The organism is Aureimonas sp. AU12, from assembly GCF_001463705.1.
Lineage (GTDB): Bacteria > Pseudomonadota > Alphaproteobacteria > Rhizobiales > Rhizobiaceae > Aureimonas.
The window spans coordinates 94,092-117,711 of the sequence record NZ_BBWH01000040.1 but is presented as its reverse complement, the minus strand read 5'-3'; the positions used below and the strand labels follow the sequence as shown (position 1 = coordinate 117,711).

The window sequence follows — 23,620 nt, the reverse complement described above, 5'->3', positions numbered from 1 at the left end:
GGCGGAACGCTCGTTCGTCACTTCGGTCAATCGTCTTCCCCTTCGAGGGTCGCACCCGGTCTCCGGCAAGAGTGCGACATCATCCTGTCATGAAGATGGGGACCGCGACGTTCGTTGCAACGCGCCGCTGGTGGCGGTTCCGACTGCATCGCGCCGCGTGGCGGCGGCGGGCGTCGCAACGCGCTGGTTCGGATCAGAATTCGAGCGAGGCCGCCGCGAGGATACGGCCCGGCTTGTTGCCGGGGCCGACCGCCTGGAGCAGCGCGGCGCAGCCGGTGCGCAGGCCATCGGGGTCGGCCAGCAGCCCGATCGGCATGTCGATGCGCATGTCCTCGTCGGTCACGGTGCCCACCACCCGCCAGTCGCGCACCGCATGGGTGTTGACGAGCTCGTGCCCGGTGTTCTCGCCGCGCGTCACGGCGGTGCGCGTCTCGTCGATGAAGGTCACGAAGATCAGCACCGGCGGGCGGTCGCCCGGCGCGAGCGGGCCGCTGCGGGCGAAGACATGCAGCGTGTCCCCCTGCGTTTCCAGGCGCACCTCCGGCACGGTGCCGCCCGAGCCCGGCCCGCCGGCCAGCGGCTCGGTCTCAAGGATCCGCCGGATCGCCGCCTCGTCGCCGCCCGCCACGGCCGCGACGCCGTTGACCACCGCCTGCGGCGTCGTCAGGGCGCCGGTGCGCAGGCGCTTGGCATAGGTCTTCTGGCGCTCGACATTGTTGCGCGAGCCCAGCGGGTCCTCCCAGCCGATATAGTCCCAGTAGTCCACGTGATAGGCGAGGGCGACGATGCCCGGCCCCGAGAGGCGGGCGAGCAGCGTGTCGGCGGGCGGGCAGGAGGCGCAGCCCTGGCTGGTGAAAAGCTCCACCACCCCCGAGACGCCGCGGCTCGTCGCGGTGCTGTCACCGGCCAGCGCCGGGCCGGGGCGCACGATGGTCGCCCAAGCCAGGAAGCCGATGGTCAGCGCGGTGGCGGCCGTGTTGCGCACGATGGCGATCGCTCCTGTTCGTCTTCGTCGCATCGAGAGATGGCACATCCCTCGCAGAACCCAACCGCCCGCGCCATCGCGCCGGCTTCACTTGGGGGTGATGCGCCGGGCGCCGCCGGCTCCGCGGGTTGCGCCAAGGCATCGGCAGACGAAGCGGACAGGCTTCGTCGTCGGACCCGGCGGACCAAACGAGACCTCGATCACATCCGGCAAACCCATGTTCGCTGGACGTGATCGCGGCATGAAAACGCCGCCGCCCCCGGTCGGGAGGGCGGCGGCGCGATGAGGCGAGGGGCCGAGAAGCGGCCCCCAAGCCGTTTTCAGGCGGCGAGCTGGCGCAGCACGTAGTGCAGGATGCCGCCGTTCTTGAAGTACTCCAGCTCGTCCAGCGTATCGATGCGGCAGAGCAGCGGCACATTCAGGACCTCGCCGTCGGCACGGGTGATCACCGCCGTCATCATCTGGCGCGGCTTGACCGTGGTCAGGCCCTCGATGGTGACGGTCTCGTCGCCCTTCAGGCCCAGCGTCTGCCAGGAGGTGCCTTCCTCGAAGACGAAGGGCACGACGCCCATGCCGACGAGGTTGGACCGGTGGATGCGCTCGAAGGACTGCGCGATCACGGCGCGAACGCCCAGCAGCACGGTGCCCTTGGCCGCCCAGTCGCGCGAGGAGCCGGTGCCGTATTCGCGGCCGGCGAAGACCACGAGCGGCACGCTCTCGGCCTGGTACTTCATCGCCGCGTCGTAGATCGGCATCACCGCCCCGTCGGGGAAGTGCTTGGTCATGCCGCCCTCGATGCCGTCCAGCATCTGGTTCTTGATGCGGATGTTGGCGAAGGTGCCCCGCATCATGACTTCATGATTGCCGCGGCGTGCGCCGTAGGAGTTGAAGTCGACCGGGCGCACCTGATGCGAGACCAGATAGTCGCCCGCCGGGCCGTTCTTCTTGATCGAGCCGGCCGGCGAGATGTGGTCCGTGGTGATCGAATCGAGGAAGAGCGACAGGATGCGCGCGCCGTGGACGTCGGTGACGGGCTCCGGCGTCATCGTCATGCCCTCGAAATAGGGCGGGTTCTGCACGTAGGTCGAGCGGTCGTCCCAATCGTAGGTCAGGCCGCCCGAGACCGCGATCTTGCGCCAGTGCTCGTCACCCTTGAAGACGTCCGAGTAGCGGCTCTCGAAGAGATCGCGCGTCACCGTCTTGCGGACGATCTCGGCGATTTCCTGCGTCGTCGGCCAGATGTCCTTGAGGAAGACGTCCTTGCCGGTCTGATCCTGACCGAGCGGTTCGGTGGTGATGTCGACGAACATCGAACCGGCGATGGCGTAGGCCACCACGAGCGGCGGCGAGGCGAGGTAGTTCGCCCGCACGTCCGGGTTCACGCGGCCCTCGAAGTTGCGGTTGCCCGAGAGCACCGAGCAGGCCACGAGGTCGTTGGCGTTGATCGCCTCGGAGATCTCCTCCGAGAGCGGCCCGGAATTGCCGATGCAGGTGGTGCAGCCGTAGCCGACGAGGTTGAACCCCATCGCGTCCAGATCCTTCTGGAGGTCGGCCTTCTCGAGATATTCGGTGACGACCTGGGATCCCGGCGCCAGCGAGGTCTTGACCCAGGGCTTCACCTTGAGGCCGAGCGCATGTGCCTTGCGGGCGACGAGGCCGGCGGCCACCAGCACGTTCGGGTTCGAGGTGTTGGTGCAGGAGGTGATTGCGGCGATCACCACGTCGCCGTCGGAGATGCCGTGGTCGCGGCCCTCGACGGCATGGCGAACGGTGTCGGGCGTCTTGCCGGGGGGCACGGCGCCCTCGTCCATGAAGCGGGAATCACCCACCGAGGAAGGCAGTTCGCTCTTCTTGCGGCCGCCCTGCAGTTCGGTCAGCGCGACGCGGAACTTGGCGGCGGCGTCGGTCAGCGCGACGCGGTCCTGCGGGCGCTTGGGGCCGGCGAGCGAGGGAACGACGGTCGAGAGGTCGAGCGACAGCGTGTCGGTGAAGACCGGCTCCTGCGACGCGGCGTCGAAGAACATGCCCTGCGCCTTCGCATAGGCCTCGACCAGCGCGATGCGGTGCTTGTCGCGGCCCGTCGCCTCCAGATAGGCGAGCGTGTCCTTGTCGACCGGGAAGAAGCCGCAGGTGGCGCCGTATTCCGGGGCCATGTTGGCGATCGTCGCCTGATCCTCGAGCGTGAGGTTGGCAAGGCCGGGGCCGTAGAACTCGACGAACTTGCCGACGACGCCCTTCTTGCGCAGCATCTCGGTGACGGTGAGCACGAGATCGGTCGCGGTGGTGCCCTCGGGCAGCTTGCCGTCGACGCGGAAGCCGATGACCTCGGGGATCAGCATCGAGATCGGCTGGCCGAGCATCGCCGCTTCGGCCTCGATGCCACCGACGCCCCAGCCGAGGACCGACAGGCCGTTGACCATGGTCGTGTGCGAGTCGGTGCCCACCAGCGTGTCGGGATAGGCGATCGTCTCGCCGTTTTCTTCCTTCGTCCAGACGGTCTGGGCGAGATATTCGAGGTTCACCTGGTGGCAGATGCCGGTGCCGGGCGGCACGACGCGGAAGTTCTGGAAGGCTTCCGAGCCCCAGCGCAGGAACGTGTAGCGCTCGCCGTTGCGGTCGTACTCGACGTTGACGTTCTTCTCGAACGAATCCTTCTGGCCGAAATAGTCGACCATCACCGAGTGGTCGATCACCAGATCGACGGGCACCAGCGGATTGACCTTGCGGGGGTCGGCGCCGAGCTGCTCGGTGGCGTCGCGCATCGCGGCCAGATCCACCACGGCGGGAACGCCGGTGAAGTCCTGCATCAGGACGCGCGCCGGGCGATAGGCGATCTCGTGACCGGTCTTGCCCTTGTCCTCGAGCCACGTCACCATGGCGCGGATGTCGTCGGCCTTGACCGTGCGACCGTCCTCGTTGCGCAGCAGGTTCTCGAGGATGACCTTCATCGAGAAGGGCAGGCGCGAGGCGCCCGTCAGGCCGTTCTTCTCGGCTTCCTTCAGGTCGAAATACACATAGGGCTTGCCGTCGACGTGAAGCGTCTTGCGGCTCTTGAAGCTATCGGGGTGGGACATTGGGGCTCTCGTTCCTTCTCGAACCATGACATGTCCGAAAGGCGAACGACCGCCGCACCCGCGAGACGCGGGCACGTTGGAAGATGCGGGTACGACCATTTCCGCCCGTCCGCCCCGGGACCCGCCACGCAGGCAGGCCACTTGAGATCGGCGCTGATGACTCCACGCCGGTCGCTGGAGTGGTTGAGCGCCTTATAGGCAAGTTTGTAATGGCTATAAAGGCCCCAGCACGCCTGCGACCCCCGAAAATCCGGCCTCGCGTCAACTTCGCGTGCGCTGCGGGACCAGCGGGTGGCATGGCGGGGCTGCCGCCCCGTGCCTCGTCCGGGACAGAAGTCCCGGACCCTCCTTTTCTTTTGTCCATCATCAGGGAGGGCCGCCGGCCTTCCCTGATGATGGAAACAGCAGATGGGGTTCCAAGGGCCTCGAGGCCGTCCGTCAGGACGGGCGAGACCCGTGGCTCGCCCTAAGGGTGGGTCGAGGGCGAAGCTCCGTCTTGCCAACGCCCCCGCCGCGCGACAGAACGCGGGGAGGACATACCGAGGAGGCCGGGCCGTTGATCACGCTGCGTTTGACGGGACTGGCGGCGGGGCGGGGCGGGCGCGTGGTCGTGCCGCCGATCGATCTCGTGCTGCCGGCGGGGTCGGCGCTGTTGGTGACGGGGGCGAACGGGGCGGGCAAGTCGACGCTGCTGCGAACGATCGCCGGATTGCTGCCGGCGCTGGCGGGATCTGTGAGGGTCGAGGGCGCGGTGGCGGCGGATGGTGAACCGGCTTGGGCCGTGGCGGAGGTCGCGCATTATCTCGGCCATCGCAACGCGCTGAAGGCGGGGCGCACCGTGGCGGAGGAGCTGGGCTTCTGGCGGCGGTTTCTCGGCGGCACGGGGCTCGGCGTGCGCGAGGCACTCGAAGCGGTGGATCTGGCGGGAGCCGGCGACCTGCCGGCGGGCGTCCTGTCGGCGGGGCAGGGGCGGCGGGCGGCGATGGCGCGGCTGCTGGTGAGCGACCGGCCGGTCTGGATCCTCGACGAACCGACGGCGGCGCTCGATGGGGCGGCGCAGGCGCGGTTCTCTTCGCTCTGCCGCGAGCGCCAGCGATCGGGGGGCATCGTGATCGCCGCGACGCACCAGCCGCTGGAACTCGACGCGCCGGTGGAACTGCGGCTGGAGGCGATCGCGCCGAACGCTTTCGCGAGTTCCGCACCCGGCGAACCCGGATCGTGGGACGAGATCGGGTGATGCGGGCCTTGTTCCTGCGCGATCTCAGGCTGCAGCTGTCGGGTTCGGGCGGCGGCATGGCGGGCATCGTGTTCTTTCTGGCCGTGGTCGCGACGATCCCCTTCGGCGTCGGCCCGGATCTGGCGCTTCTGACGCGCATCGGCCCGGCGATCCTCTGGATCGGGGCGCTGCTGGCGACGCTGCTGACGCTCGACCGGCTGTTCCAGGCCGACCGCGAGGACGGCACGCTCGATCTCTATCTCGCCGGGCCGCTGCCGCTGCCGCTCGTGGTGCTCGCGAAGGCGGGCGCGCTCTGGTGCGCGGCCTGCCTGCCGCTGGTGCTGGCCTCGCCGCTCCTCGGCCTTCTCCTGGCGATCGAGCCACGCGCGCTGTTGGCCACGGCGCTGACGCTTCTCGTCGGCACGCCGGCGATCGTCCTCATCGGTGCGGTCGGCGCCGCGGTGGCGGCGGCGCTGCCGCGCGGCGGCGTGCTGGTCTCGGTGCTGGTGCTGCCGCTGGTGCTGCCGGTGCTGATCTTCGGCGTCGCCGCGACCTATGGTGCGGTGAACGACGCCGAGCCGTTTCGCGCGCCGTTCCTCATTCTCCTGGCGCTGACGCTTCTCTACGGCGTCCTCGGCACGATCGCCGCCGCCGCCGCGCTCCGCCTTTCCGCCGACTGACCTGACGGACCCGACAGCCCATGCCCTTCGATCCCGCGCTTTACACATTCACCGCCGAGACGCCCCCGGTCGACGACTATCGCCGCCTTCGCGCCGTGTCCGGCCTCAGCCCGAAGACGCAGGACGCCGCGCTTCGCGGCCTGCCGGGCACCTGCCACGGCGTCGTCGTGCGCTTCGAGGGCCGCGCGGTGGCGATGGGCCGGGTGATCGGCGACGGCGGCTGCTTCTTCCAGGTGGTCGACATGGCGGTGGAGCCGGCGCACCAGGGCCACGGCCTCGGCAAGCGGATCTTCGGCGACCTCATGGCGTGGCTGCACGAGAACGCCCCCGAAAGCGCCTATGTCAGCCTCGTCGCCGACGGCGAGGCGCGCCATCTCTATGCGAAGTTCGGCTTCGAGCCGGTGATGCCGGCCTCGATCGGCATGGCGCTGCGAATCGGCGGTCGGGCCGGCGAGGGCTAAGCCGACGCAAAGTTGAGCGCCGCCGTCATGGACGCTGGGCTCGAGTCGTTCTAAACCGCTGGGATACGGACCTCAGCCGAAGCCCCCATGAGCGACCTCGCCGCACGCCCCTCCCGTTTCGCCCTCCTCGCCAACCCGACGCGCTTCCTGGAGCTGACGGGTAAGCTGGTGCCGTGGGTCTATGCCCTGGCGATCGCGTGCCTGGGCTTCGGGCTCCTCTACGCGCTGCAGGCGCCGGAAGACTACCAGCAGGGCATCACGGTTCGCATCCTCTTCATCCACGTGCCCTTCGCCTGGCTGTCGATGATGGTGTGGACGGTGATGAGCGTCTCGGCGCTCGGCCTCCTCGTCTGGCGTCATCCGATCGCGGAAGTCGCCATCCGCACGGCGGCGCCGATCGGCGCGGTCTTCACCTTTCTCTGCCTCTTCACCGGCTCGATCTGGGGCCGGCCGATGTGGGGCACCTGGTGGGTCTGGGACGCGCGGCTGACCTCGGTCTTCGTGCTCTTCCTGATGTATCTCGGGCTGATCGCGCTGACGCGCGCCTTCGAGGAGCCGCAGCGCGGCGGGCGGATGGCCGCCGTCTTCGTCGTGGTCGGCTTCGTTGTCATCCCCATCATCAAGTTCTCGGTGGACTGGTGGAACACGCTGCATCAGCCCGCCAGCGTGCTGCGCATGGGCGGGCCTTCGATGCCCGCCACCTATCTTTGGCCGCTGTTTCTCTGCGCCGCCGGCTTCACCGCGCTGTTCTTCGCCCTGCACCTGACGGCGATGCGCACCGAGATCCGCCGTCGCCGCTGCCTGTCGCTGGCGCGCCGGCAGGCGTTGAGCGTCGTCTGATGGCGGCCGACTACGCCGCCTTCGTCGCCGCCGCCTACGGCATGTCGGCCCTCGCGCTCGTCGGGCTCGTCGCCTGGATCGCCCGCGACGCGCGGCGCACGAAGGCGCGGCTGGCCGAGCTGGAGGCGTCCAGCCCGCGCAAGCGCCCGGCGGCGCCGCTTCCGTGAGCGCGCCGGACGAGACCGCCTCGCCGCTGCGCCGTCGCCGGCCCTGGATCGCCTTCGCGCCGGTCGCGATCTTTGCGGCGCTCGCCGGGCTGTTCCTCTACCAGCTGGCCTCCGGCCACGATCCGCAGACGCTGCCCTCGGCGCTGATCGGCCAGCCCGCGCCGGCCACCGTGCTGCCGCCGCTGGCCGGCCTGACGGGTGCGAACGGGATGCCGGTGCCGGGCCTCGCGATCGCGGCGGGCGGCGACGGGCGGCCGCGCCTCGTCAATGTCTTCGCGTCCTGGTGCGTGCCCTGCCGCGAGGAGCATCCGCTGCTGCTCCAGCTGTCGCGCGATCCCGCGCTCGAGGCCACGGGGCTGGAGATTTCGGCGATCAACTACAAGGACAAGCCGGAAAACGCCGCCGGCTTCCTGCGCGATCTCGGCAATCCCTTTGATGCCGTGGGGGTCGACGATGCCGGGCGCTCGACGATCGACTGGGGGGTCTACGGCGTGCCGGAAACCTTCCTCGTCTCGCCGGGAGGCACCATCCTCTGGAAGCAGACGGGGCCGCTGACGCCTCGGGCGGTGGCGGACGGACTGCTGCCGGCCCTGCGCGCGGCGAGCGCCGGGAACGCGGCGCCCCCGAACTGACGGGCGGGCCTTCGCGGCCCCGGCGATTTTACGCCGCCGACGTCGCCGACCCACACGGCTGCGCCATCTAGAGACTCATGGACACGACCCCCTCCTTCTCGCTCCGCATTCCCGAAGGCGACGGCCTGCCCCGCAAGGTCTGCGACCATTGCGGCTTCGTCGCCTACGACAATCCCAAGATCGTCGTAGGCTCGGTGGTGCGGTTTGGGGGCCAAGTGCTGCTGTGCCGGCGCGCCATCGACCCGCGCTCGGGGTTCTGGACGATCCCTGCCGGCTACATGGAACTGAACGAGACGCCGGAGGAGGGCGCCCGTCGCGAGGCGCGCGAGGAGGCTGGCGCCGACCTTCGCATCGAGCGGCTGCTGGCGGTCTATTCGGTGCCGCGCATCAGCCAGGTCCAGCTGATCTTCCGGGCCGAACTCGCCGATCCCCGTATCGAAGCGGGCATCGAGAGCCTCGAAGTGAGGCTCTTTGGCTGGGACGAGATCCCCTGGGAGGATCTGGCCTTTCCCTCCGTCCACTGGGCGCTGAACCATGAACGCGAGGCGCAAGGCGGCGCGTCGCCCGTGCCCTTCGGCAATCCCGGCGACGCGTCGGGCGACCGGATGCCCGACGGTCGACGGCTGGCGACGGAGGAGTTCTAAGCGCCGCGGGAGGAGCTACGCCCTACCGGACGAGGTCGTGCGGCCGGTCACGCGTGCGCTGATCGGGTTGGTCGCAAAACGGAAGCGACGGGCTGAAGCCCGCCGATCCCGTTTCAGGGGCCCATGGCCAGCATGTCCTGCCGGTCGGGCCCGTTGAGGGCACGGGCCATGTTCCCGGCCTCGACGAGCCCCATGCGGGTCATCAGGACACCGTTGATGATGACGGCCTCGCCGGTGCGAACCTCGTAGACGGTCCAGGTGCCCCGCTCTTCGTGGCGCAGGTCGTAGGCGGTGGCCGCCACGATCGCTGCGACGCGCGGACCGGTCGCCTTCAAGCCGGCGGGAAAATCGTCGCGCCCGTAGAGGGCTTCGATCGCATCGTCCTCGTAGCGGTCGTCGGCGGTATCCACGGCGCAGCGGAAGCGCTGTTCGCTCTTGTCGTCGATCACGAAGCGCACGGCCTCCGACAGCGTGTCGAAGCTCTTGAAGCGCATCGACCCCTGCCGCGTCAGGCGGCGGGCGGAGGACGACCAGAAGACGTCGGCGGGAACGGTGAAGTCGACCAGGATCGGGACCGCCTCACCGTCGCCGGGCAGGGGGCTGAGATCGAGCGCGGCGGGCGCGGCTGCGGTCGGGGCGAGCGTGCGGGGGGAGGCGGTCATCGGTCGTTCGTCTCCGGGAGGGCTGGTCCGACAGGGGGCGGAGCGGGGAGCCGGATCGCGCTCGCCTGATCCTCGACGGCCATGCGCAGCGTTCGAAGCCGCATGTTGCGGGCGCGGATCGCGGCAGCGCCCGTGACGACGCTGGCAAAGGCGGAAGTTGCGGGCGCGGCGGCGGGCTTGGCGCGCGAGGCGAGGATCGGCGTCGACTTAATCATGGCAGGTCCTTCCGGGGATGGTCGTCAGCGCTTGGGCTGGAGCTTCAGCGCAGCGTTCTCCTGGTGTCAGCCGCGGCGAGCGGCGCGAGCACGGCGTCTCAGAAGGTCTTGCCTCTCGTCCATTCATGAACTTCGGCATCGGCGGCGGTGCGCGACAGGTGCAGGCGGTCGCGGACCATCGTGGCGAGCTGCTGCTCGTTGTGGATGGTGGTGACGTCGAACTTGGTCAGGAAGGGCCAGCGGATCCGGGCTTCGCCCATGTAGACGCGCTTGCGGGCGACCGTCTCGTCGCTTTCGCCACCTTGATATCCGAACATGATGTTGGTCCTGGCGAGCGGTCGGCCGGAGGCCCTGCGACCGAGGCGGCCTCGATCCGGCCGCTTCGGCGTAAATTCGCTCACATCATGAATATGGGACAGTTGCGCAAAAATACAAGAAAATCATAATATTCGGTTTGAAACCAGAAAAACTGATGGATGCGCAGTCGATCGAAGTCTTTCGCAATCGATTAAAGTCGGTTTCGAAGAATGACTTGCGTTCTTTCGGCCATCGACGAAGCGCGGCGTTCCAGGCCGCGCGGCTCTCGCCTCGGCGCGATCAGGCCTCGCTGAACTCGGCCGGCAATTCGCCGTGACGGGCGAGAACCGCGGGCTCCTCCAGCACCTCGCCCGTGTCGGTGTCCACGGTCTGCTGGATGGCGACGACACCCACCACCCGCGAGGCGTCCCGGTCGGCGCGTGCGGCGGCCTCGCCCGGCGTCTTGAAGCTCATCTGGCGTCCCGCGACGAGCCGCTTTCCCATCTTCTCGAACTGCTGGACGATGTAGAGGGTCTGGACGGGCATCGCGCGTGTTCCTTGAAGTTGCCCGGCCCATAAGCGCGAAGCGGCGGCCGCTGGAAAGGGGCGATCGTGCGCATGGCTCGGCCATCGGCACGAAAACGCCGCGGGCCCGGCGGGCGATGCGGATCGCTCGGGAGCAGGCGGCGCGTTGGCGTCGGCGAATATCGCCGGGGGGAACGGCGCCGTCAGGCGGCGCCGCTGTCCTTCAGACCCATGCGCTTGTTGTAAGCCAGCGCCGCCAGCGTGCAGGCGGCGCCCGAGAAGAGGTAGACGCCCACCGCCACGAGGCCGAACCGCGAGGAGAAGCCGAGCGCCACGAGCGGCGCGAAGCCGGCGCCGATCAGCCAGGCGAGGTCGGTGGTCAGTGCCGAGCCGGTGTAGCGGTTCTGGTTCGAGAAGTTCGACGCGACCGAGCCCGCCGCCTGTCCGTGCGCGAAGCCCAGCAGCGCGAAGCCGACGAAGACGAAGGTGGTCTGTCCGGCGGTGCCGCCGCCAAGCAGGAAGGGCGTGACGATCGAGAAGACGCCGATCCCCACGGCGCAGATGCCGAGCAGCTTCCGGCGTCCGATCCGGTCGGCGATCGTGCCCGACAGCGCGGTGCAGACGAGGCAGAGAACCGCGCCGGCCATCTGGGTAAGCAGGAACTCGCCGGGCGAGCGGTCGGAATAGATGTCGATGTAGGAGAGCGGGAAGATCGTCACGAGATGGAAGAGCGCGAAGCTCGCCAGCGGCACGAAGGCGCCCAGCAGGATGGCGCGCCCCTGTTCACGCAGGAGCTCGAAGACCCGCACCGGCACGAGGTCGCGGCGCTCGAAGAGCTGCACGAACTCCTCCGTCGCGATCAGGCGCAGCCGCGCGAAGAGCGCCACGACGTTGATGGTGAAGGCGACGAAGAAGGGATAGCGCCAGCCCCAGCCGATGAAGTCCTCGGTCGAGAGGTTGAGCACGAAGAAGGCGAAGAGCCCGCTGGCGATGATGAAGCCGATGGGGCCGCCGAGCTGGGGCACCATGGCGTACCAGCCGCGCCGGTTCTCCGGCACGTTGAGCGCCAGCAGCGAGGCGAGGCCGTCCCAGGCGCCGCCGAGCGCGAAGCCCTGGCCGGCGCGGAAGACGATGAGCGAGACGATGGCCCAGGAGCCGATCGTCTCGTAGCCCGGCAGGAAGGCGATGGCCGCCGTCGAGCCGCCGAGAAGGAAGAGCGCGATCGTCAGCTTGACGCCGCGCCCGTGACGGCGATCCACTTCCATGAAGAGGATCGAACCGACCGGGCGCACCACGAAGGCGAGGCCGAAGATGGCGAAGGAATAGAGCGTTCCCGTCAGGTGGTCGGCGAAGGGAAAGATCAGCGCCGGGAAGACGAGGATGCAGGCGAGGCCGAAGACGAAGAAGTCGAAGGCTTCCGAGGCGCGACCGATCACCACGCCGATGGCGATCTCGGTGGGCGAGACGTGGCCGTCGGACGAGACCTGTCTTGCGTCGTCCTCCAGGCCGGTCGACGAGGCCATCCCTTGAGTTGTCGCCGCCATGGCCGCATCCTCCTGCCGTTCCGACGCGCCGCGCCGGACGGCGCCGGCTGCGGCATCTTGTAGTGGTTTCGAATAGGGCCGCGGGCGGGCCCTCGTCAAACGATCCGGGGTGGACAAAACGTCCAATCCCATTCCATGCCTCGTGCCAGTAGATGGCAGTCTATCGCATTGGAGGTGAGATGGTCGTTTTGCGCGCGAAAATTCTGCGCATCCTCGGGATGCTTCCGCTTCTCGGCTTGCTGGGCGGCTGCAACATGGTGGTGATGAGCCCGTCGGGCGACGTCGCCTCGCAGCAGCGCGACCTCATCGTCGTCTCCACCATCCTGATGCTGCTCATCATCGTGCCGGTGATCGCGGCCACGCTGCTGTTCGCCTGGCGCTACCGCGCCTCGAACAAGACGGCGACCTACGATCCCGACTGGCACCACTCGACCGGCCTGGAAGTGCTGATCTGGACGGCGCCGCTGATGATCATCATCGCGCTCGGCGCGCTGACCTGGATCTCGACCCATCTCCTCGACCCCTACCGGCCGATCGGGCGCATCGACGCCGCGCGCCCGGTGACGGCCGAGATGGAGCCGCTGACGGTCGAGGTCGTGGCGCTCGACTGGAAGTGGATGTTCTTCTACCCGGAATACGGCATCGCCACGGTCAACGAGCTCGCCGCACCGGTGGATCGCCCCATCGCCTTCAAGCTGACCTCGGCGGCGATCATGAACTCGTTCTTCGTGCCCGCGCTCGCCGGCCAGATCTACGCCATGCCGGGCATGCAGACGCAGCTCCACGCCGTCATCAACAAGCCCGGCATCTACGACGGGTTCTCGGCCAACTACAGCGGCTCGGGCTTCTCGCGCATGCGCTTCAAGTTCCACGGGCTCGACACCGCGGGCTTCGACGCCTGGGTGGCGAAGGTGAAGGCCGACGGCCAGACGCTCGACCGCGCCCGCTATCTCGAGGTCGAGAAGCCGAGCGAAGCCGAGCCTGTACATTACTACGCCTCGGTCGAGAACGGGCTCTACGACGCCATTCTCGGTCTCTGCGTCGAGCCCGGCAAGATGTGCATGGCCGAGATGATGCAGATCGACGCGGCCGGCGGCGGCGTCGAAAATCATGAAGGCAACCGCGAGCGGCTGGTGCATGATCGCTCCGGTTCGCACGAGGGCTTCGGCCACGGTCTGGCGCATGGCGAAGGGTCGGAGGCGCCGGGCGCCACGTTCCCGGCCTCGGGCCGCACGCCGAAGTCCGAGGTCCAGCCCGAGGGCATGCAGCCGGCCGCGGCCTCTCCGGCTGCTGCCGGATCGTCCGCGGCGCCGGCCGGACAGGGCCATGAAGGCCACGCGATGCCGGGCATGTCGCACGACAGGCCGATGCCGGATGCCGGGTCCGGCGAGACGGGGTCGTCCTCGCCCGCTCCCGCGCAGCTGAACCAGTAAGTCCGCCCGAAACGGCAACGATCGAAGAACGGGTCCACCATGTTTGCCAACACGGATCTCCAGCAGCTGATCTTCGGGCGCCTGACGCTCGAGGCGATCCCCTATCACGAGCCGATCCTGCTCATCACCTTCGCGGTGGTGGCGCTCGGCGGGCTCGCGCTCGTCGGCGCGCTGACTTACTTCAAACTCTGGGGCTATCTCTGGGCCGAGTGGTTCACGAGCGTCGATCACAAGAAGATCGGCATCATGTACATCATCCTCGCGCTCATCATGCTGATGCGCGGCTTTGCCGACGCGCTGATGATGCGCGCGCAGCAGGCGATGGCCTTCGGTCAGGTCGAGGGCTACCTGCCGCCGCATCACTACGACCAAGTCTTCACCGCTCACGGCGTCATCATGATCTTCTTCGTGGCGATGCCCTTCGTCACCGGCCTGATGAACTTCGTGGTGCCGCTGCAGATCGGCGCGCGTGACGTCGCCTTCCCCTTCCTGAACAACTTCTCCTTCTGGATGACGGCGGCCGGCGCCGTGACCGTGATGATGTCGCTCTTCGTCGGCGAGTTCGCGCGCACCGGCTGGCTCGCCTATCCGCCGCTGTCGGGCGCGGCCTACTCGCCGGGCGTCGGCGTCGACTACTACATCTGGGCGCTGCAGATCGCGGGCATCGGCACGCTGCTCTCGGGTATCAATCTCGTCGTCACCATCGTCAAGATGCGCGCGCCGGGCATGTCGATGATGAAGATGCCGGTCTTCACCTGGACCTCGCTCTGCACCAACGTCCTCATCGTCGCCGCCTTCCCGGTGCTGACGGCGGTGCTCGCGCTGCTGACGCTCGACCGCTATGTCGGCACCAACTTCTTCACGAACGATCTCGGCGGCAACCCGATGATGTACGTGAACCTCATCTGGATCTGGGGCCACCCGGAGGTCTACATCCTCATCCTGCCGGCCTTCGGCGTGTTCTCCGAGGTCGTCTCGACCTTCTCGGGCAAGCGCCTCTTCGGCTATGCCTCGATGGTCTACGCCACCGTCGTCATCACCATCCTCTCCTACCTCGTCTGGCTGCACCACTTCTTCACGATGGGCTCGGGCGCGTCGGTGAACTCGTTCTTCGGCATCACCACGATGATCATCTCGATCCCGACGGGCGCGAAGATCTTCAACTGGCTGTTCACCATGTATCGGGGCCGCATCCGCTTCGAGGTGCCGATGCTGTGGACGCTCGGCTTCATGGTGACGTTCACGATCGGCGGCATGACCGGCGTGCTCCTCGCCGTGCCGCCGGCCGACTTCGTGCTCCACAACTCGCTCTTCCTCGTCGCCCACTTCCACAACGTCATCATCGGCGGCGTGCTGTTCGGCATGTTCGCGGGCACCACCTACTGGTTCCCCAAGGCCTTCGGCTTCAAGCTAGATCCCTTCTGGGGCAAGACGAGCTTCTGGTTCTGGTTGACGGGCTTCTGGTTCGCCTTCATGCCGCTCTACATCCTCGGCCTGATGGGCGTGACGCGCCGGGTGCAGCATTTCGAGGATCCCTCGCTGCAGATCTGGTTCATCATCGCCGCCTTCGGCGCCTTCCTCATCCTGCTCGGCATCCTGTCCTTCCTGATGTCGATCGTGATGGCGTTCCTGCGCCGCGACCAACTGGCCGACCACACCGGCGATCCCTGGGACGGCCGGACCCTCGAATGGTCCACCGCCTCGCCGCCGCCGGTCTACAACTTCGCGTTCACCCCGATGATCCACGACCACGACGCCTTCTCGGACATGAAGCGTCGCGGCTACAAGCGGCCTCTCGAAGGCTTCAAGGCGATCCACATGCCGAAGAACACGGGCGCGGGCGTCGTCCTCGCCGGCCTCAGCGTCGTCTTCGGCTTCGCGGTCATCTGGTACATCTGGTGGCTGGCGGCGCTCTCCTTCGCCTCCCTCATCGCGGTGGCGATCGGCCACTCCTTCAACTACGACCGGGACTTCCACATTCCCGCCGAGGACGTGGTGCGGGCGGAGAACGAGCGCACCAGCATGCTCGCGGCGAGGGTCTGAACCATGGCGAACGCGATCACCACGGGCGTGCCCGCAGCCGAGGAAGACCTGAAATTCTACGTGGCCGAGGAAGACGGCCATGCCGAAGGCGGCACGCTGCTCGGCTTCTGGATCTACCTGATGAGCGACTGTCTCATCTTTGCGGTGCTCTTCGCCTGCTACGGCGTCTACGGGCGCTCCTATGCCGCCGGCCCGACGCCGGCGGATCTCTTCGACCTGCCGCTCGTCGCCATCAACACGGCGATGCTGCTGTTCTCGTCCATCACCTATGGCTTCGCCATGCTGGCGATGGAGAAGGAGAACAAGCGGGGGACGCTCGTCTGGCTGGCGGTCACCGGCCTGTTCGGCCTCGCCTTCCTGTCGCTCGAACTCTACGAGTTCGCCCATCTCATCCATGAGGGCGCGGGCCCGCAGCGCTCGGCCTTCCTCTCGGCCTTCTTCACGCTGGTCGGCACCCACGGACTGCACGTCACCTTCGGCGTGATCTGGCTGGTGGTGCTGATGGTGCAGGTGGCCCAGCGCGGCCTGCTTCCGGAAAACCGCCGCCGCCTCATGTGCCTGTCGCTGTTCTGGCACTTCCTCGACGTCATCTGGATCGGCGTCTTCTCCTTCGTCTACCTCCTGGGGGTGCTGCAATGAGCGCCAAGACCGCCACCACGGCCAGCGGCAGCGCCGAGGTCCACGTCCTGCACGACGAGCATCAGGTCGGCCACGGCACGATGAAGGGCTACATCACCGGCTTCGTGCTGGCGGTGATCCTCACCGTCATGCCGTTCGCGCTGGTGATGGGAGACGTGTTCGCCAATCCCCGCGTCACCGCCTTCCTCGTGATGGGCTTCGCGGTGGTGCAGATCGTCGTCCACATGGTCTACTTCCTCCACATGAACACGAAGTCGGAGGGCGGCTGGAACATGCTGGCGCTGATCTTCACGCTCGTTCTCGTGGTGATCACCATCGCGGGCTCGCTCTGGGTCATGTACCACCTCAACACCAACATGATGCAGATGCCCGGCCATGAGATGAACGAGGGCGGCATGATGACGGGCCAGGGCATGGACGCCATGCCCGGCCACGACATGAGCCAGATGCCGTGACCACCGCGCGGGCGCCAGGCGGAGGTTCGGCGCCCCGCCGCAGCTCGCGCGGCGCCCTTCTGGCGCTGGGACTTGTCGCCCTTGCGGTCTTCGCTGGCCTCGTCTCGCTCGGCACCTGGCAGGTCGAGCGCCTCGCCTGGAAGATGGATCTCATCGCCCGCGTCGACGCGCGTCTGGCCGCCGCGCCCGTCGAGGCGCCAGGTCCCGCCGACTGGGCCGGCGTTACCGCGGAGGCCGACGCCTATCGCCGCGTCGAACTCGCCGGCTCCTTTCTCCACGACCGCGAGACCCTGGTTCAGGCCGTCACCGAGCGCGGCGCCGGCTTCTGGGTGCTGACGCCGCTGCTCCGTGCCGACGGCTCGTTCACCCTCGTCAATCGCGGCTTCGTGCCGACGGAGCGCCGCGACCCCGCCAACCGCAGCGCCGGGCAGGGGGGCGGCCCCGTGGACGTCGTCGGACTGCTCCGCCTGAGCGAACCCGGCGGCGGCTTCCTGCGCGCCAATGATCCCGCAGGCGGTCGCTGGTACTCGCGCGACGTCGCGGCCATCGCCGCCGCCAAGCTGCCGGGCGAGGCGGTCGCGCCCTTCTTCGTCGATGCCGATGCCACGCCCAATCCCGGCGGATGGCCGGTGGGCGGGCTCACCGTCGTCGCCTTCCGCAACCACCATCTCGTCTACGCGCTCACCTGGTATGGTCTCGCCGCGATGCTGGCCGGCGCGATGGTCTGGGTGATCCGCGACGAGCGACGGCGCCGAAGCGCGCCGGGCCGGCCCTCGGTACCGCCTGCGTCCGGCGCCGGGCGGGCGCGGTGAGCGCCGCCGATCCGGCGCCGGCCCCGTGGCGCGAGGCGCTGGCACGCGTCTTCGCGGACGCTTCCCAGCGCCGCTCCGCCCCCGTCGTCACCTCGGCGATCGACCACACCGGGCGCAAGAACCTCCTGCTGCTGATCCAGCTTCGCTGGATCGCGGTGGCCGGCCAGATCCTCAGCATCCTCGTGGTGCGATACGGCTTCGGCACCGAACTGCCGATGGCGCCGATGGCGGCGGTGATCGGGGCGCTGATCTCCCTCAATCTCGCCAGCCTCCTGCGCCTCTACCGGCGCACCCGCGTCACCCCGCTCGAACTCTTCGCCGCGCTCCTCTTCGACGTCGCCGGGCTCACCGTGCAGCTCTATCTCAGCGGCGGCACCGACAACCCGTTCACGCCCCTCTACCTCCTCCAGGTGACGCTCGGGGCGGTGCTGCTCGAAGCCTGGTCGATGGGGGCGCTCGTCGGCTTCGCCATCCTCTGCTTTGCTGCCCTGTCGCGCTTCCACCGGCCGCTCGACCTGCTCGAGGCGCAGGGCTACGGTCTCCTCAGCCCGCACACCTTGGGCATGCTCATCTGCTTCGTCATCAATTCGGTGCTGCTCGTGGTGTTCGTCACCCGCATCAACCGCAATGCGCGCGAGCGCGACGAGCGTCTCGCCTACCTGCGACAGCGCGCCGCCGAGGAGGATCACATCGTGCGTATGGGGCTTCTGGCGTCTGGCGCCGCGCACGAACTGGGCACGCCGCTCTCGACGCTCTCGATCATTCTCGGCGACTGGCAGCGCATGCCCCAGCTCACCGCCGATCCCGAACTCGCCGGCGAGATCGAGGCGATGCGCGCCGAGGTCGCGCGCTGCAAGTCGATCGTGACGGGGGTGCTGCTGGCGGCGGGCGAGGCGCGCGGCGAGTCGGCAGCCGTCACCACCATGTTCGCCTTTCTCGACGGGCTGGCCGCCGACTGGGGGGCGACGCGCCCGCAGGCGCGGCTCGTCTACGAGAACGGCTTCGACGAAGACCTGCCGATCGTCTCGGAATCGACGCTCCGCCAGGGCGTCTTCAACGTCCTCGACAACGCGTTCGAGGTCTCGCCGGACTGGCTGTGCTTCGCCGCCTCGCGCGACGGCGAGACCCTGGTCCTGCGCGTGACCGACCGGGGACCGGGCTTCGCGCCCGAGATCCTTTCGCAGATCGGCCGACCCTATCAGTCGACGAAAGACCGGCGCGCCGCAGGCCTCGGCCTGTTCCTCGTCTTCAACGTCGTGCGCAAGCTCGGCGGCGTCGTCGCCGCGCGCAACCGCGAGAGCGGCGGGGCCGAGATCGAGATGCGACTGCCGCTCGCCGCGCTCGTGATCGAGGATGAGGAGGACGGCGATGACGCGTGAACGCTTTCTCGTGGTGGTGGACGACGATGCGGTCTTCGCTGCCTCGCTCAAGCGCTCCTTCGAGCGCCGCGGCTACGAGGTGGAGGTGGCGGCAACGCCCGACGATCTCGCGGCGCTTCTCGCCCGCCGCACGCCCGGCTATGCCGTGGTGGACCTCAAGCTCGCGACGTCCTCGGGTCTCGCCTGCGTGCGAACGCTCCACGCCCACGATCCCGCGACGCTCATCGTGGTGCTCACCGGTTTCGCCTCGATCGCCACCGCCGTCGAGGCGATCAAGCTCGGTGCCTGCCACTATCTCGCCAAGCCTTCCAACACCGACGACATCGAGGCGGCCTTCTCGAAGGCGGAAGGGGACGTGCGCGTGCCTCTCACCGAGCGCCCGACCTCAATCAAGACGCTCGAGTGGGAGCATATCCACGAGGTTCTGGTGGAGACCGAGTTCAACATCTCGGAGGCCGCGCGCCGGCTCGGCATGCATCGGCGCACGCTGGCGCGAAAGCTCGAGAAGCGGCAGGTGAAGTAGGCTCAGCCCTGCGACAGCGTCGCCACGAGACGGCAGCGCAGGCCGTCCGGCTCGTAATCCAGCGTCGACGATCCCGCCGAGAGCCCAGCGCGGATCAGGCGGCTGCCGAAGCCTTGGCGCGAGGGGGTCTCGACCGGAGGACCGCCGGTTTCCTTCCAGTCGATCTGCAGCACCGGTTGTGCGGCCTCTCCCGAGCCGATCATGGCCCACTCGATGAGCACGCGTCCGTCGGGGTTCGACAGCGCGCCGTATTTCAGGGCGTTCGTGGCGAGCTCGTGGACGACGAGTGCCAGCGACAGGGAGTCCTGCGCGCCGAGCGCCACGTCGGGACCCTTCATGTCGATCTGCCCGGCAATGTCGTGGAGCGACACCGCGCCCTCCAGAACGTTGCGGATGGCGGCAGCGTCGCGATGGCCCGACAGCAGGATGTCGTGCGCGGTCGACAGCGCCTGGATGCGGCGGTTGAGCGCGAGGCGTCCGACCTCGGTGTCGGTGGCGAGGCGCAGGGTCTGGTTGGCGATCGACTGCACGATGGCGAGCGTGTTCTTCAGGCGATGCGCGAGCTCGGCATTGAGGAAGAGGCGCTGGTCCTCGGCGAGCACGCGGTCGGTCACGTCGCGCACCGCGCCGACCAGCCGCACCGCTTGGCCGGCCGCGTCCTTCACGACCCGGCCCTTGATGTAGACGTGGCGCAGCACGCCGTCGTCGACGCCGATCACCCGGTACTGCGCGTCGATCTCGTCGAGGCGTCCGGCCTTGAGGTCGAGCACCAGCCGGTCGATCATCGGCCGGTCGGCGGGATGGGCGGCGGTCACGGCTATCGCCATGTCCAGCGTGCGGCCCGGCGCCACCCCGTAGAAGCGGCGGACCTGCTCGTCCCAGAACAAAGACCGCTTCACGAGGTCGATGTCGAAGATGCCGACGTCGCCGACCGCCACCGCGAGGTTTCGCCGGTTCTGCAATTCCTGGAGATCGGCCTCGGCCCGCTTGCGGTCGGTGATGTCGAGGGAGACGCCGACGAGGGACCCCGCCGTCCCGTCCTCGGCAAAGCTCGTCTGGCCGCGCATCTCGACCCAGCGGATCTCGCCGCCGGGCAAGGGCACCCGGAACTCGACCTCCAGTTCGCCCGGCGGCATCAGCGAGGTCGCCACCGCAAGCTCCCAGACCTGCAGGTCGCCGGGATGGATGATGTGCAGCAGGTCCTCGTAGGTCAGGACGGCGTCGTCCTGCCGGCCGAAATTGCGCTTGCACAGCGCCGAGGCTTCCAGCCGGTGGGTTGCGAGATCGAGCGTCCAGGCGCCGAGCCGTCCGGCCTTCAGCGTGAAGCGCAAGCGGTCTTCGCTGCGGGTCAACTCGTCCATGCGGCGTGCGATCTCGCTCGCCAGTTGTGCGCGGCCGGCCTGCGCCTCGCTCAGCTGCTCGCGCTCGCGCGTCACGTCGAACTGCGATGCGAAGAAATAGGCGAGCTTGCCGGCCTCGTCGAAGACCGGCGAGACGAGGACGCGGTTCCAGAACGTGGTGCCGTCCTTGCGGTAGTTCAGGATCTCCGTCTCGATCGGCTCGCGCCGCGCCGTCGCCGAACGGATGGAGGCGATCACGTCCGGATCGGTGTCGGGTCCCTGCAGGAAACGGCAATTGTGGCCGAGAACCTCCTCGCGGGCATAGCCCGTGAGCTTGGTGAACGCGTCGTTGATGAAGACGATCGGGTTGTCGGTCTTGGCCGGGTCGGTGATGACCATCGGCATGCGCGTCGCCCGCACGGCGGAGGCGAACGGATCGGTCGAAGGCCCGCTCTGGTGGATCTCGTCTTCGATGCGGCGTTCGTCGTGGGTGCCGTGCAAGATGGATCTCGTCGAGGATAAGCGGGCGATGGCCCTTCTCTACAGGACATTTCGGCCGTGCGCGACCGATCTCTTGCGGGTTCTCGCAACCCGCGCGAAGACGGGCGCTAGTCCGACTTGGCGATCGAGGCGGTGAAGCGCGGCCGGTTGGCGGCGAGGTTGCGATGCTCGCCGCCCGACACGCCCGCCACCGCGAAGATCGGCGCGAAGGGCACGCGGGTCTCCACCAGCACGAGCGAGTCGCCGTCGGCGACGAGCGGCAACTGGGCGAGCGGAATATCCGCCGCCTGCAACGGGTTGAGCGGCGCCACCGCGTAGGACCAGGCCACGGTGAAGCCGGTGCCGACCCGCCGGATGCTGCTGATGCGAAACCCCTTGTCGGTCGAGCCGTCCGAGAGCATGCGCTGGAACAGGGCGTGCTGGGTATCGAGGAAGGCGGTGCTCACGCTGGTCTGGCGCGACACGATGTCGGCGACGGTGAAGGTCGCCTTCTCGGCGTCCTGCGAGCCGCGGAATAGCGCGAAGAGCGTGACGCAGCCAAGGAGGAGGGCGACGACCACCGGCCCGATGATCGCGAACTCGATGCCCGCCACGGCTCGCCTGTCGTGCCAGACGCGCGTGGCGAGGCGGAGAAGCGGCACGATCACGTGCTGGGTTCCGCAACGAAGGCGCCCGAGGACTCGAGGCGGTAGCCGCCGCGCGAGTCCTTCGGCAGGTGCAAGGCCAGTCCCAGAAGCGGGGTCAGCGGATCGGAGACGACGCAGGCGCGGATGAACACGGTCGCGGACCGTTGCGCCGCCCGGAAGTTCACCACCGGCTGCACCGCGGCGCCTCGATCGATGCAGGTCGCGGCGGTGGAAGGAAAGTCGGCCGCCGTCGTGACCGGATTCATCTCGATCGTCAGCGACTTCGCGCAATCGAGAAAGACGAGAGCTTCGGCGCACACGGCGTCGCGAATCTCGCTCTGCGTCTGCGGCGCCCCGGTGCCGCCGATGCGAATGTCGCGCACGGTCACGTCGAGGGCCCGATCGAGCAGGGTCGCCTTCGTCATCATCCAGCCGGCCTCGAAGGTTGAGAAGACGAGACCGAGGAAGAGCGGGGCGACGAGCGCGAATTCGAGGGCGGTGACCCCGGAACGGTCGCCCAGCGCGGTTCGGACCGTGAAGCAGCCGCGCATCAGTTCACCAGCCGGATCTTCTGCATCGTCGTGGCGATGGACTGGAAGGCCGAACCCATGTCGAGCCCGTCGACCTTGTAGGCGTAGGACGGATCGCTGGCGCAGGTGGCGATGTTGGCGGCAATCTCCGGCGTCACCTTGAAGGCGATGGTGAAGATGACGATCCCCTCCTTCTTGGCGTAGGTGCAGACCCGCTTGTAGAAGGCGATCGCCTGCGTATCGCTGTAGAGGTCGGGGACGCGGTGGTAGCCGCTGTCCTTGGCGTTGCGGTCGGTGAGGACGTAGGTCCCGACATTGGTCCGCGGCTGGAAGCCGATCTGCCCGTCGGTCATGAGCACGATGAACTTCAGCGTGTCCTTGTCGTCGAAGGCGGCCGGGCGGCTCCGGAAGGCCGAGGGGATCGGGGCGAGGTTCTTGTCGCCGATCGTCTTCATCGACTCCCGCATCGAGGGATTGAGCAGGAGTTCGGCCCATTTCATCCCGTAGGCCGTACCGGTTCCGTCGAAGGGCCGCAGCGCCTCGATCTGCGCCTTGAGATAGGTGAGATCGTTCGTCGGATAGGTGATCGCAGCGTCGTCGGTCGGGCACCACCACGGCTGCTTTCCCGCGACGTTGTAGTTGTAATAGGTGAAGTGCGGCACCTGATCGCGCAGCGCGAAGGCCGGCGTCCCCGGCGAGAAGTCGGCGTCGAGCATCTCGAAGCAGGACGAGTAGCCGTGCTTGCGCAGGTAGGCGGGCCCGGCGAAGAGGTCGAAGACACCCTTGCGCAGGTTCACAGTTCCCGCGAACGGAACGATGGACACCGAGGTGACCGGTCGCACCTCCTCCTTCAGGACGATGTCGAGAAAGCTCTTGGCCGCCGGCCTCAGCTGGTAGATGCCGCCATTGTCGAGCATCGACCCGGAAATATCGAGGACCATCGACATCTCAATGTTCTGCCGCGCCTCCTGGGCGGTAGCGTTGGCTGCGACGTTCAGGGCCTGCAACTTGGCCAGTCTCAGGAACGTCGTCTCGTAGGGGATCGAGACGCTGGCCGAGATCTTGCGGAAGTTGGTGCGCCGCTCTTCACTGATGGTGAGAACCGCCCTGGCGCTTCCGGGAACCGATTTGAGATAGCTGGTGATCAGCGCCTTGGGGTCCTCGGTCTGCGTCAACGAGGCGGCAGCGAGGACGCCCCGGTCGAGCGCATCCTGCAGCGCGACGCGGATCTTCTCGTGGGCGACGAAATCCACCGCCCCGCCGGCGGCGAGCGTCATCGGGATCATGAGGAGCGCGGTCATCACGGGAATGCTGGCGCGCGTTCCCTTGGCAAACCTCCTCATCATGCGATGCAACTGGATCATTCGACGTTCGTCTCCCCGACCATCAGCTTTGCT

The 23,620-nt window shown here is 68.1% G+C and carries 25 protein-coding genes; 14 read left to right on the top strand and 11 right to left on the bottom strand.

Annotation, left to right across the window (positions count from 1 at the left end; genetic code table 11):
- Window positions 1-193: 193 nt before the first annotated feature.
- Window positions 194-985: a thioredoxin family protein gene (locus tag AUL33_RS16140; protein ID WP_062210390.1), complete on the bottom strand. Its 792-nt coding sequence runs from the start codon at window positions 983-985 to the stop codon at window positions 194-196.
- A gap of 320 nt (window positions 986-1,305) precedes the next feature.
- Complete coding sequence (gene acnA / locus AUL33_RS16135; protein ID WP_062210387.1) at window positions 1,306-4,059, bottom strand: aconitate hydratase AcnA; 2,754 nt, start codon at window positions 4,057-4,059, stop codon at window positions 1,306-1,308.
- Window positions 4,060-4,615: 556 nt separating this feature from the next.
- Here acnA and ccmA point away from each other — a divergent pair.
- The 7 genes from ccmA to AUL33_RS16105 all read left to right on the top strand — a co-directional run bounded on the left by ccmA (window position 4,616) and on the right by AUL33_RS16105 (window position 8,699).
- The gene (gene ccmA / locus AUL33_RS16130) at window positions 4,616-5,296 is read left to right on the top strand and encodes a heme ABC exporter ATP-binding protein CcmA (RefSeq protein WP_244492287.1); all 681 of its coding nucleotides are present in this window, start codon (window positions 4,616-4,618) and stop codon (window positions 5,294-5,296) included.
- On the top strand, window positions 5,296-5,955 hold the full coding sequence (ccmB, locus tag AUL33_RS16125; RefSeq protein WP_062210381.1) for a heme exporter protein CcmB: 660 nt from the start codon (window positions 5,296-5,298) through the stop codon (window positions 5,953-5,955). The genes ccmA and ccmB overlap by 1 nt, the downstream gene beginning before the upstream one ends.
- A 20-nt stretch (window positions 5,956-5,975) precedes the next feature.
- The gene (locus AUL33_RS16120) at window positions 5,976-6,416 is read left to right on the top strand and encodes a GNAT family N-acetyltransferase (protein ID WP_062210376.1); all 441 of its coding nucleotides are present in this window, start codon (window positions 5,976-5,978) and stop codon (window positions 6,414-6,416) included.
- Between the two features lie 87 nt (window positions 6,417-6,503).
- Window positions 6,504-7,256, top strand: coding sequence for a heme ABC transporter permease (locus AUL33_RS16115; protein WP_062210372.1), 753 nt, complete (start codon window positions 6,504-6,506; stop codon window positions 7,254-7,256).
- Window positions 7,256-7,423 (top strand): heme exporter protein CcmD, encoded by a 168-nt coding sequence (gene ccmD, locus AUL33_RS21715; RefSeq protein WP_082652658.1) that lies wholly within the window; start codon window positions 7,256-7,258, stop codon window positions 7,421-7,423. The genes AUL33_RS16115 and ccmD overlap by 1 nt, the downstream gene beginning before the upstream one ends.
- Complete coding sequence (locus AUL33_RS16110; RefSeq protein WP_062210369.1) at window positions 7,420-8,055, top strand: DsbE family thiol:disulfide interchange protein; 636 nt, start codon at window positions 7,420-7,422, stop codon at window positions 8,053-8,055. The genes ccmD and AUL33_RS16110 overlap by 4 nt, the downstream gene beginning before the upstream one ends.
- A 77-nt stretch (window positions 8,056-8,132) precedes the next feature.
- On the top strand, window positions 8,133-8,699 hold the full coding sequence (locus AUL33_RS16105; RefSeq protein ID WP_062210367.1) for an NUDIX hydrolase: 567 nt from the start codon (window positions 8,133-8,135) through the stop codon (window positions 8,697-8,699).
- Window positions 8,700-8,812: 113 nt separating this feature from the next.
- Here AUL33_RS16105 and AUL33_RS16100 read toward each other — a convergent pair whose 3' ends face one another.
- The 5 genes from AUL33_RS16100 to AUL33_RS16080 all read right to left on the bottom strand — a co-directional run bounded on the left by AUL33_RS16100 (window position 8,813) and on the right by AUL33_RS16080 (window position 11,942).
- Window positions 8,813-9,361 (bottom strand): hypothetical protein, encoded by a 549-nt coding sequence (locus AUL33_RS16100; RefSeq protein ID WP_062210364.1) that lies wholly within the window; start codon window positions 9,359-9,361, stop codon window positions 8,813-8,815.
- Window positions 9,358-9,576, bottom strand: coding sequence for a hypothetical protein (locus AUL33_RS16095; RefSeq protein ID WP_062210361.1), 219 nt, complete (start codon window positions 9,574-9,576; stop codon window positions 9,358-9,360). Before AUL33_RS16095 ends, AUL33_RS16100 begins: the two co-directional genes overlap by 4 nt.
- A 98-nt stretch (window positions 9,577-9,674) precedes the next feature.
- Window positions 9,675-9,893 carry a hypothetical protein gene (locus AUL33_RS16090; protein WP_062210359.1) on the bottom strand — a complete coding sequence of 73 codons (219 nt, stop codon included), beginning with the start codon at window positions 9,891-9,893 and terminating at the stop codon, window positions 9,675-9,677.
- 280 nt (window positions 9,894-10,173) lie between these two features.
- Window positions 10,174-10,419: a hypothetical protein gene (locus AUL33_RS16085; protein ID WP_062210356.1), complete on the bottom strand. Its 246-nt coding sequence runs from the start codon at window positions 10,417-10,419 to the stop codon at window positions 10,174-10,176.
- 182 nt (window positions 10,420-10,601) lie between these two features.
- Window positions 10,602-11,942 (bottom strand): MFS transporter, encoded by a 1,341-nt coding sequence (locus tag AUL33_RS16080; RefSeq protein WP_062210353.1) that lies wholly within the window; start codon window positions 11,940-11,942, stop codon window positions 10,602-10,604.
- Between the two features lie 179 nt (window positions 11,943-12,121).
- On the opposite strand from AUL33_RS16080, the gene cyoA reads away from it, so the two are divergent.
- From cyoA to AUL33_RS16045, 7 genes are read left to right on the top strand one after another with little or no spacing between them, the layout of a single operon-like run.
- On the top strand, window positions 12,122-13,375 hold the full coding sequence (gene cyoA, locus AUL33_RS16075) for a ubiquinol oxidase subunit II (RefSeq protein WP_062210350.1): 1,254 nt from the start codon (window positions 12,122-12,124) through the stop codon (window positions 13,373-13,375).
- A 39-nt stretch (window positions 13,376-13,414) separates the two neighbouring features.
- Window positions 13,415-15,418: a cytochrome o ubiquinol oxidase subunit I gene (gene cyoB / locus AUL33_RS16070; RefSeq protein WP_062210347.1), complete on the top strand. Its 2,004-nt coding sequence runs from the start codon at window positions 13,415-13,417 to the stop codon at window positions 15,416-15,418.
- 3 nt (window positions 15,419-15,421) lie between these two features.
- Entirely contained in the window at window positions 15,422-16,057 is a 636-nt protein-coding gene (gene cyoC / locus AUL33_RS16065) for a cytochrome o ubiquinol oxidase subunit III (protein ID WP_062210344.1), read from the top strand.
- Window positions 16,054-16,512: a cytochrome o ubiquinol oxidase subunit IV gene (gene cyoD, locus AUL33_RS16060; RefSeq protein WP_082652657.1), complete on the top strand. Its 459-nt coding sequence runs from the start codon at window positions 16,054-16,056 to the stop codon at window positions 16,510-16,512. Before cyoC ends, cyoD begins: the two co-directional genes overlap by 4 nt.
- A complete protein-coding gene (locus AUL33_RS16055; RefSeq protein WP_062210341.1) occupies window positions 16,509-17,324 on the top strand; it encodes an SURF1 family protein in 816 nt (271 codons plus the stop codon). Before cyoD ends, AUL33_RS16055 begins: the two co-directional genes overlap by 4 nt.
- Entirely contained in the window at window positions 17,321-18,703 is a 1,383-nt protein-coding gene (locus tag AUL33_RS16050; protein WP_244492285.1) for an ATP-binding protein, read from the top strand. Before AUL33_RS16055 ends, AUL33_RS16050 begins: the two co-directional genes overlap by 4 nt.
- Window positions 18,693-19,226 carry a response regulator transcription factor gene (locus tag AUL33_RS16045; RefSeq protein ID WP_062210338.1) on the top strand — a complete coding sequence of 178 codons (534 nt, stop codon included), beginning with the start codon at window positions 18,693-18,695 and terminating at the stop codon, window positions 19,224-19,226. Before AUL33_RS16050 ends, AUL33_RS16045 begins: the two co-directional genes overlap by 11 nt.
- Before the next feature lie 2 nt (window positions 19,227-19,228).
- Here the strand turns inward: AUL33_RS16045 and AUL33_RS16040 are convergent, their stop codons facing one another.
- The 4 genes from AUL33_RS16040 to AUL33_RS22255 form a co-directional block, all read right to left on the bottom strand.
- Window positions 19,229-21,067 (bottom strand): PAS domain S-box protein, encoded by a 1,839-nt coding sequence (locus AUL33_RS16040; protein ID WP_062210336.1) that lies wholly within the window; start codon window positions 21,065-21,067, stop codon window positions 19,229-19,231.
- Between the two features lie 107 nt (window positions 21,068-21,174).
- Window positions 21,175-21,714 (bottom strand): TadE/TadG family type IV pilus assembly protein, encoded by a 540-nt coding sequence (locus AUL33_RS16035; RefSeq protein WP_062210332.1) that lies wholly within the window; start codon window positions 21,712-21,714, stop codon window positions 21,175-21,177.
- On the bottom strand, window positions 21,711-22,244 hold the full coding sequence (locus AUL33_RS22260) for a TadE/TadG family type IV pilus assembly protein (protein WP_062210328.1): 534 nt from the start codon (window positions 22,242-22,244) through the stop codon (window positions 21,711-21,713). The genes AUL33_RS16035 and AUL33_RS22260 overlap by 4 nt, the downstream gene beginning before the upstream one ends.
- Window positions 22,244-23,587 (bottom strand): TadE/TadG family type IV pilus assembly protein, encoded by a 1,344-nt coding sequence (locus AUL33_RS22255; RefSeq protein ID WP_062210325.1) that lies wholly within the window; start codon window positions 23,585-23,587, stop codon window positions 22,244-22,246. The genes AUL33_RS22260 and AUL33_RS22255 overlap by 1 nt, the downstream gene beginning before the upstream one ends.
- Window positions 23,588-23,620: the final 33 nt, after the last annotated feature.

Excerpts from the sequence above, each read along its gene's own strand:
- AUL33_RS16085 (WP_062210356.1), bottom strand. The coding sequence starts at position 10,419 with ATGCCCGTCCAGACCCTCTACATCGTCCAGCAGTTCGAGAAGATGGGA.
- AUL33_RS16100 (WP_062210364.1), bottom strand. The coding sequence starts at position 9,361 with ATGACCGCCTCCCCCCGCACGCTCGCCCCGACCGCAGCCGCGCCCGCC.
- AUL33_RS16045 (WP_062210338.1), top strand. The coding sequence starts at position 18,693 with ATGACGCGTGAACGCTTTCTCGTGGTGGTGGACGACGATGCGGTCTTC.
- acnA (WP_062210387.1), bottom strand. The coding sequence starts at position 4,059 with ATGTCCCACCCCGATAGCTTCAAGAGCCGCAAGACGCTTCACGTCGAC.
- cyoD (WP_082652657.1), top strand. The coding sequence starts at position 16,054 with ATGAGCGCCAAGACCGCCACCACGGCCAGCGGCAGCGCCGAGGTCCAC.
- ccmB (WP_062210381.1), top strand. The coding sequence starts at position 5,296 with ATGCGGGCCTTGTTCCTGCGCGATCTCAGGCTGCAGCTGTCGGGTTCG.
- AUL33_RS22255 (WP_062210325.1), bottom strand. The coding sequence starts at position 23,587 with ATGATCCAGTTGCATCGCATGATGAGGAGGTTTGCCAAGGGAACGCGC.
- cyoB (WP_062210347.1), top strand. The coding sequence starts at position 13,415 with ATGTTTGCCAACACGGATCTCCAGCAGCTGATCTTCGGGCGCCTGACG.
- ccmD (WP_082652658.1), top strand. The coding sequence starts at position 7,256 with ATGGCGGCCGACTACGCCGCCTTCGTCGCCGCCGCCTACGGCATGTCG.
- cyoA (WP_062210350.1), top strand. The coding sequence starts at position 12,122 with ATGGTCGTTTTGCGCGCGAAAATTCTGCGCATCCTCGGGATGCTTCCG.
- AUL33_RS22260 (WP_062210328.1), bottom strand. The coding sequence starts at position 22,244 with ATGCGCGGCTGCTTCACGGTCCGAACCGCGCTGGGCGACCGTTCCGGG.
- AUL33_RS16120 (WP_062210376.1), top strand. The coding sequence starts at position 5,976 with ATGCCCTTCGATCCCGCGCTTTACACATTCACCGCCGAGACGCCCCCG.
- AUL33_RS16105 (WP_062210367.1), top strand. The coding sequence starts at position 8,133 with ATGGACACGACCCCCTCCTTCTCGCTCCGCATTCCCGAAGGCGACGGC.
- AUL33_RS16080 (WP_062210353.1), bottom strand. The coding sequence starts at position 11,942 with ATGGCGGCGACAACTCAAGGGATGGCCTCGTCGACCGGCCTGGAGGAC.
- AUL33_RS16095 (WP_062210361.1), bottom strand. The coding sequence starts at position 9,576 with ATGATTAAGTCGACGCCGATCCTCGCCTCGCGCGCCAAGCCCGCCGCC.
- cyoC (WP_062210344.1), top strand. The coding sequence starts at position 15,422 with ATGGCGAACGCGATCACCACGGGCGTGCCCGCAGCCGAGGAAGACCTG.
- AUL33_RS16090 (WP_062210359.1), bottom strand. The coding sequence starts at position 9,893 with ATGTTCGGATATCAAGGTGGCGAAAGCGACGAGACGGTCGCCCGCAAG.
- AUL33_RS16115 (WP_062210372.1), top strand. The coding sequence starts at position 6,504 with ATGAGCGACCTCGCCGCACGCCCCTCCCGTTTCGCCCTCCTCGCCAAC.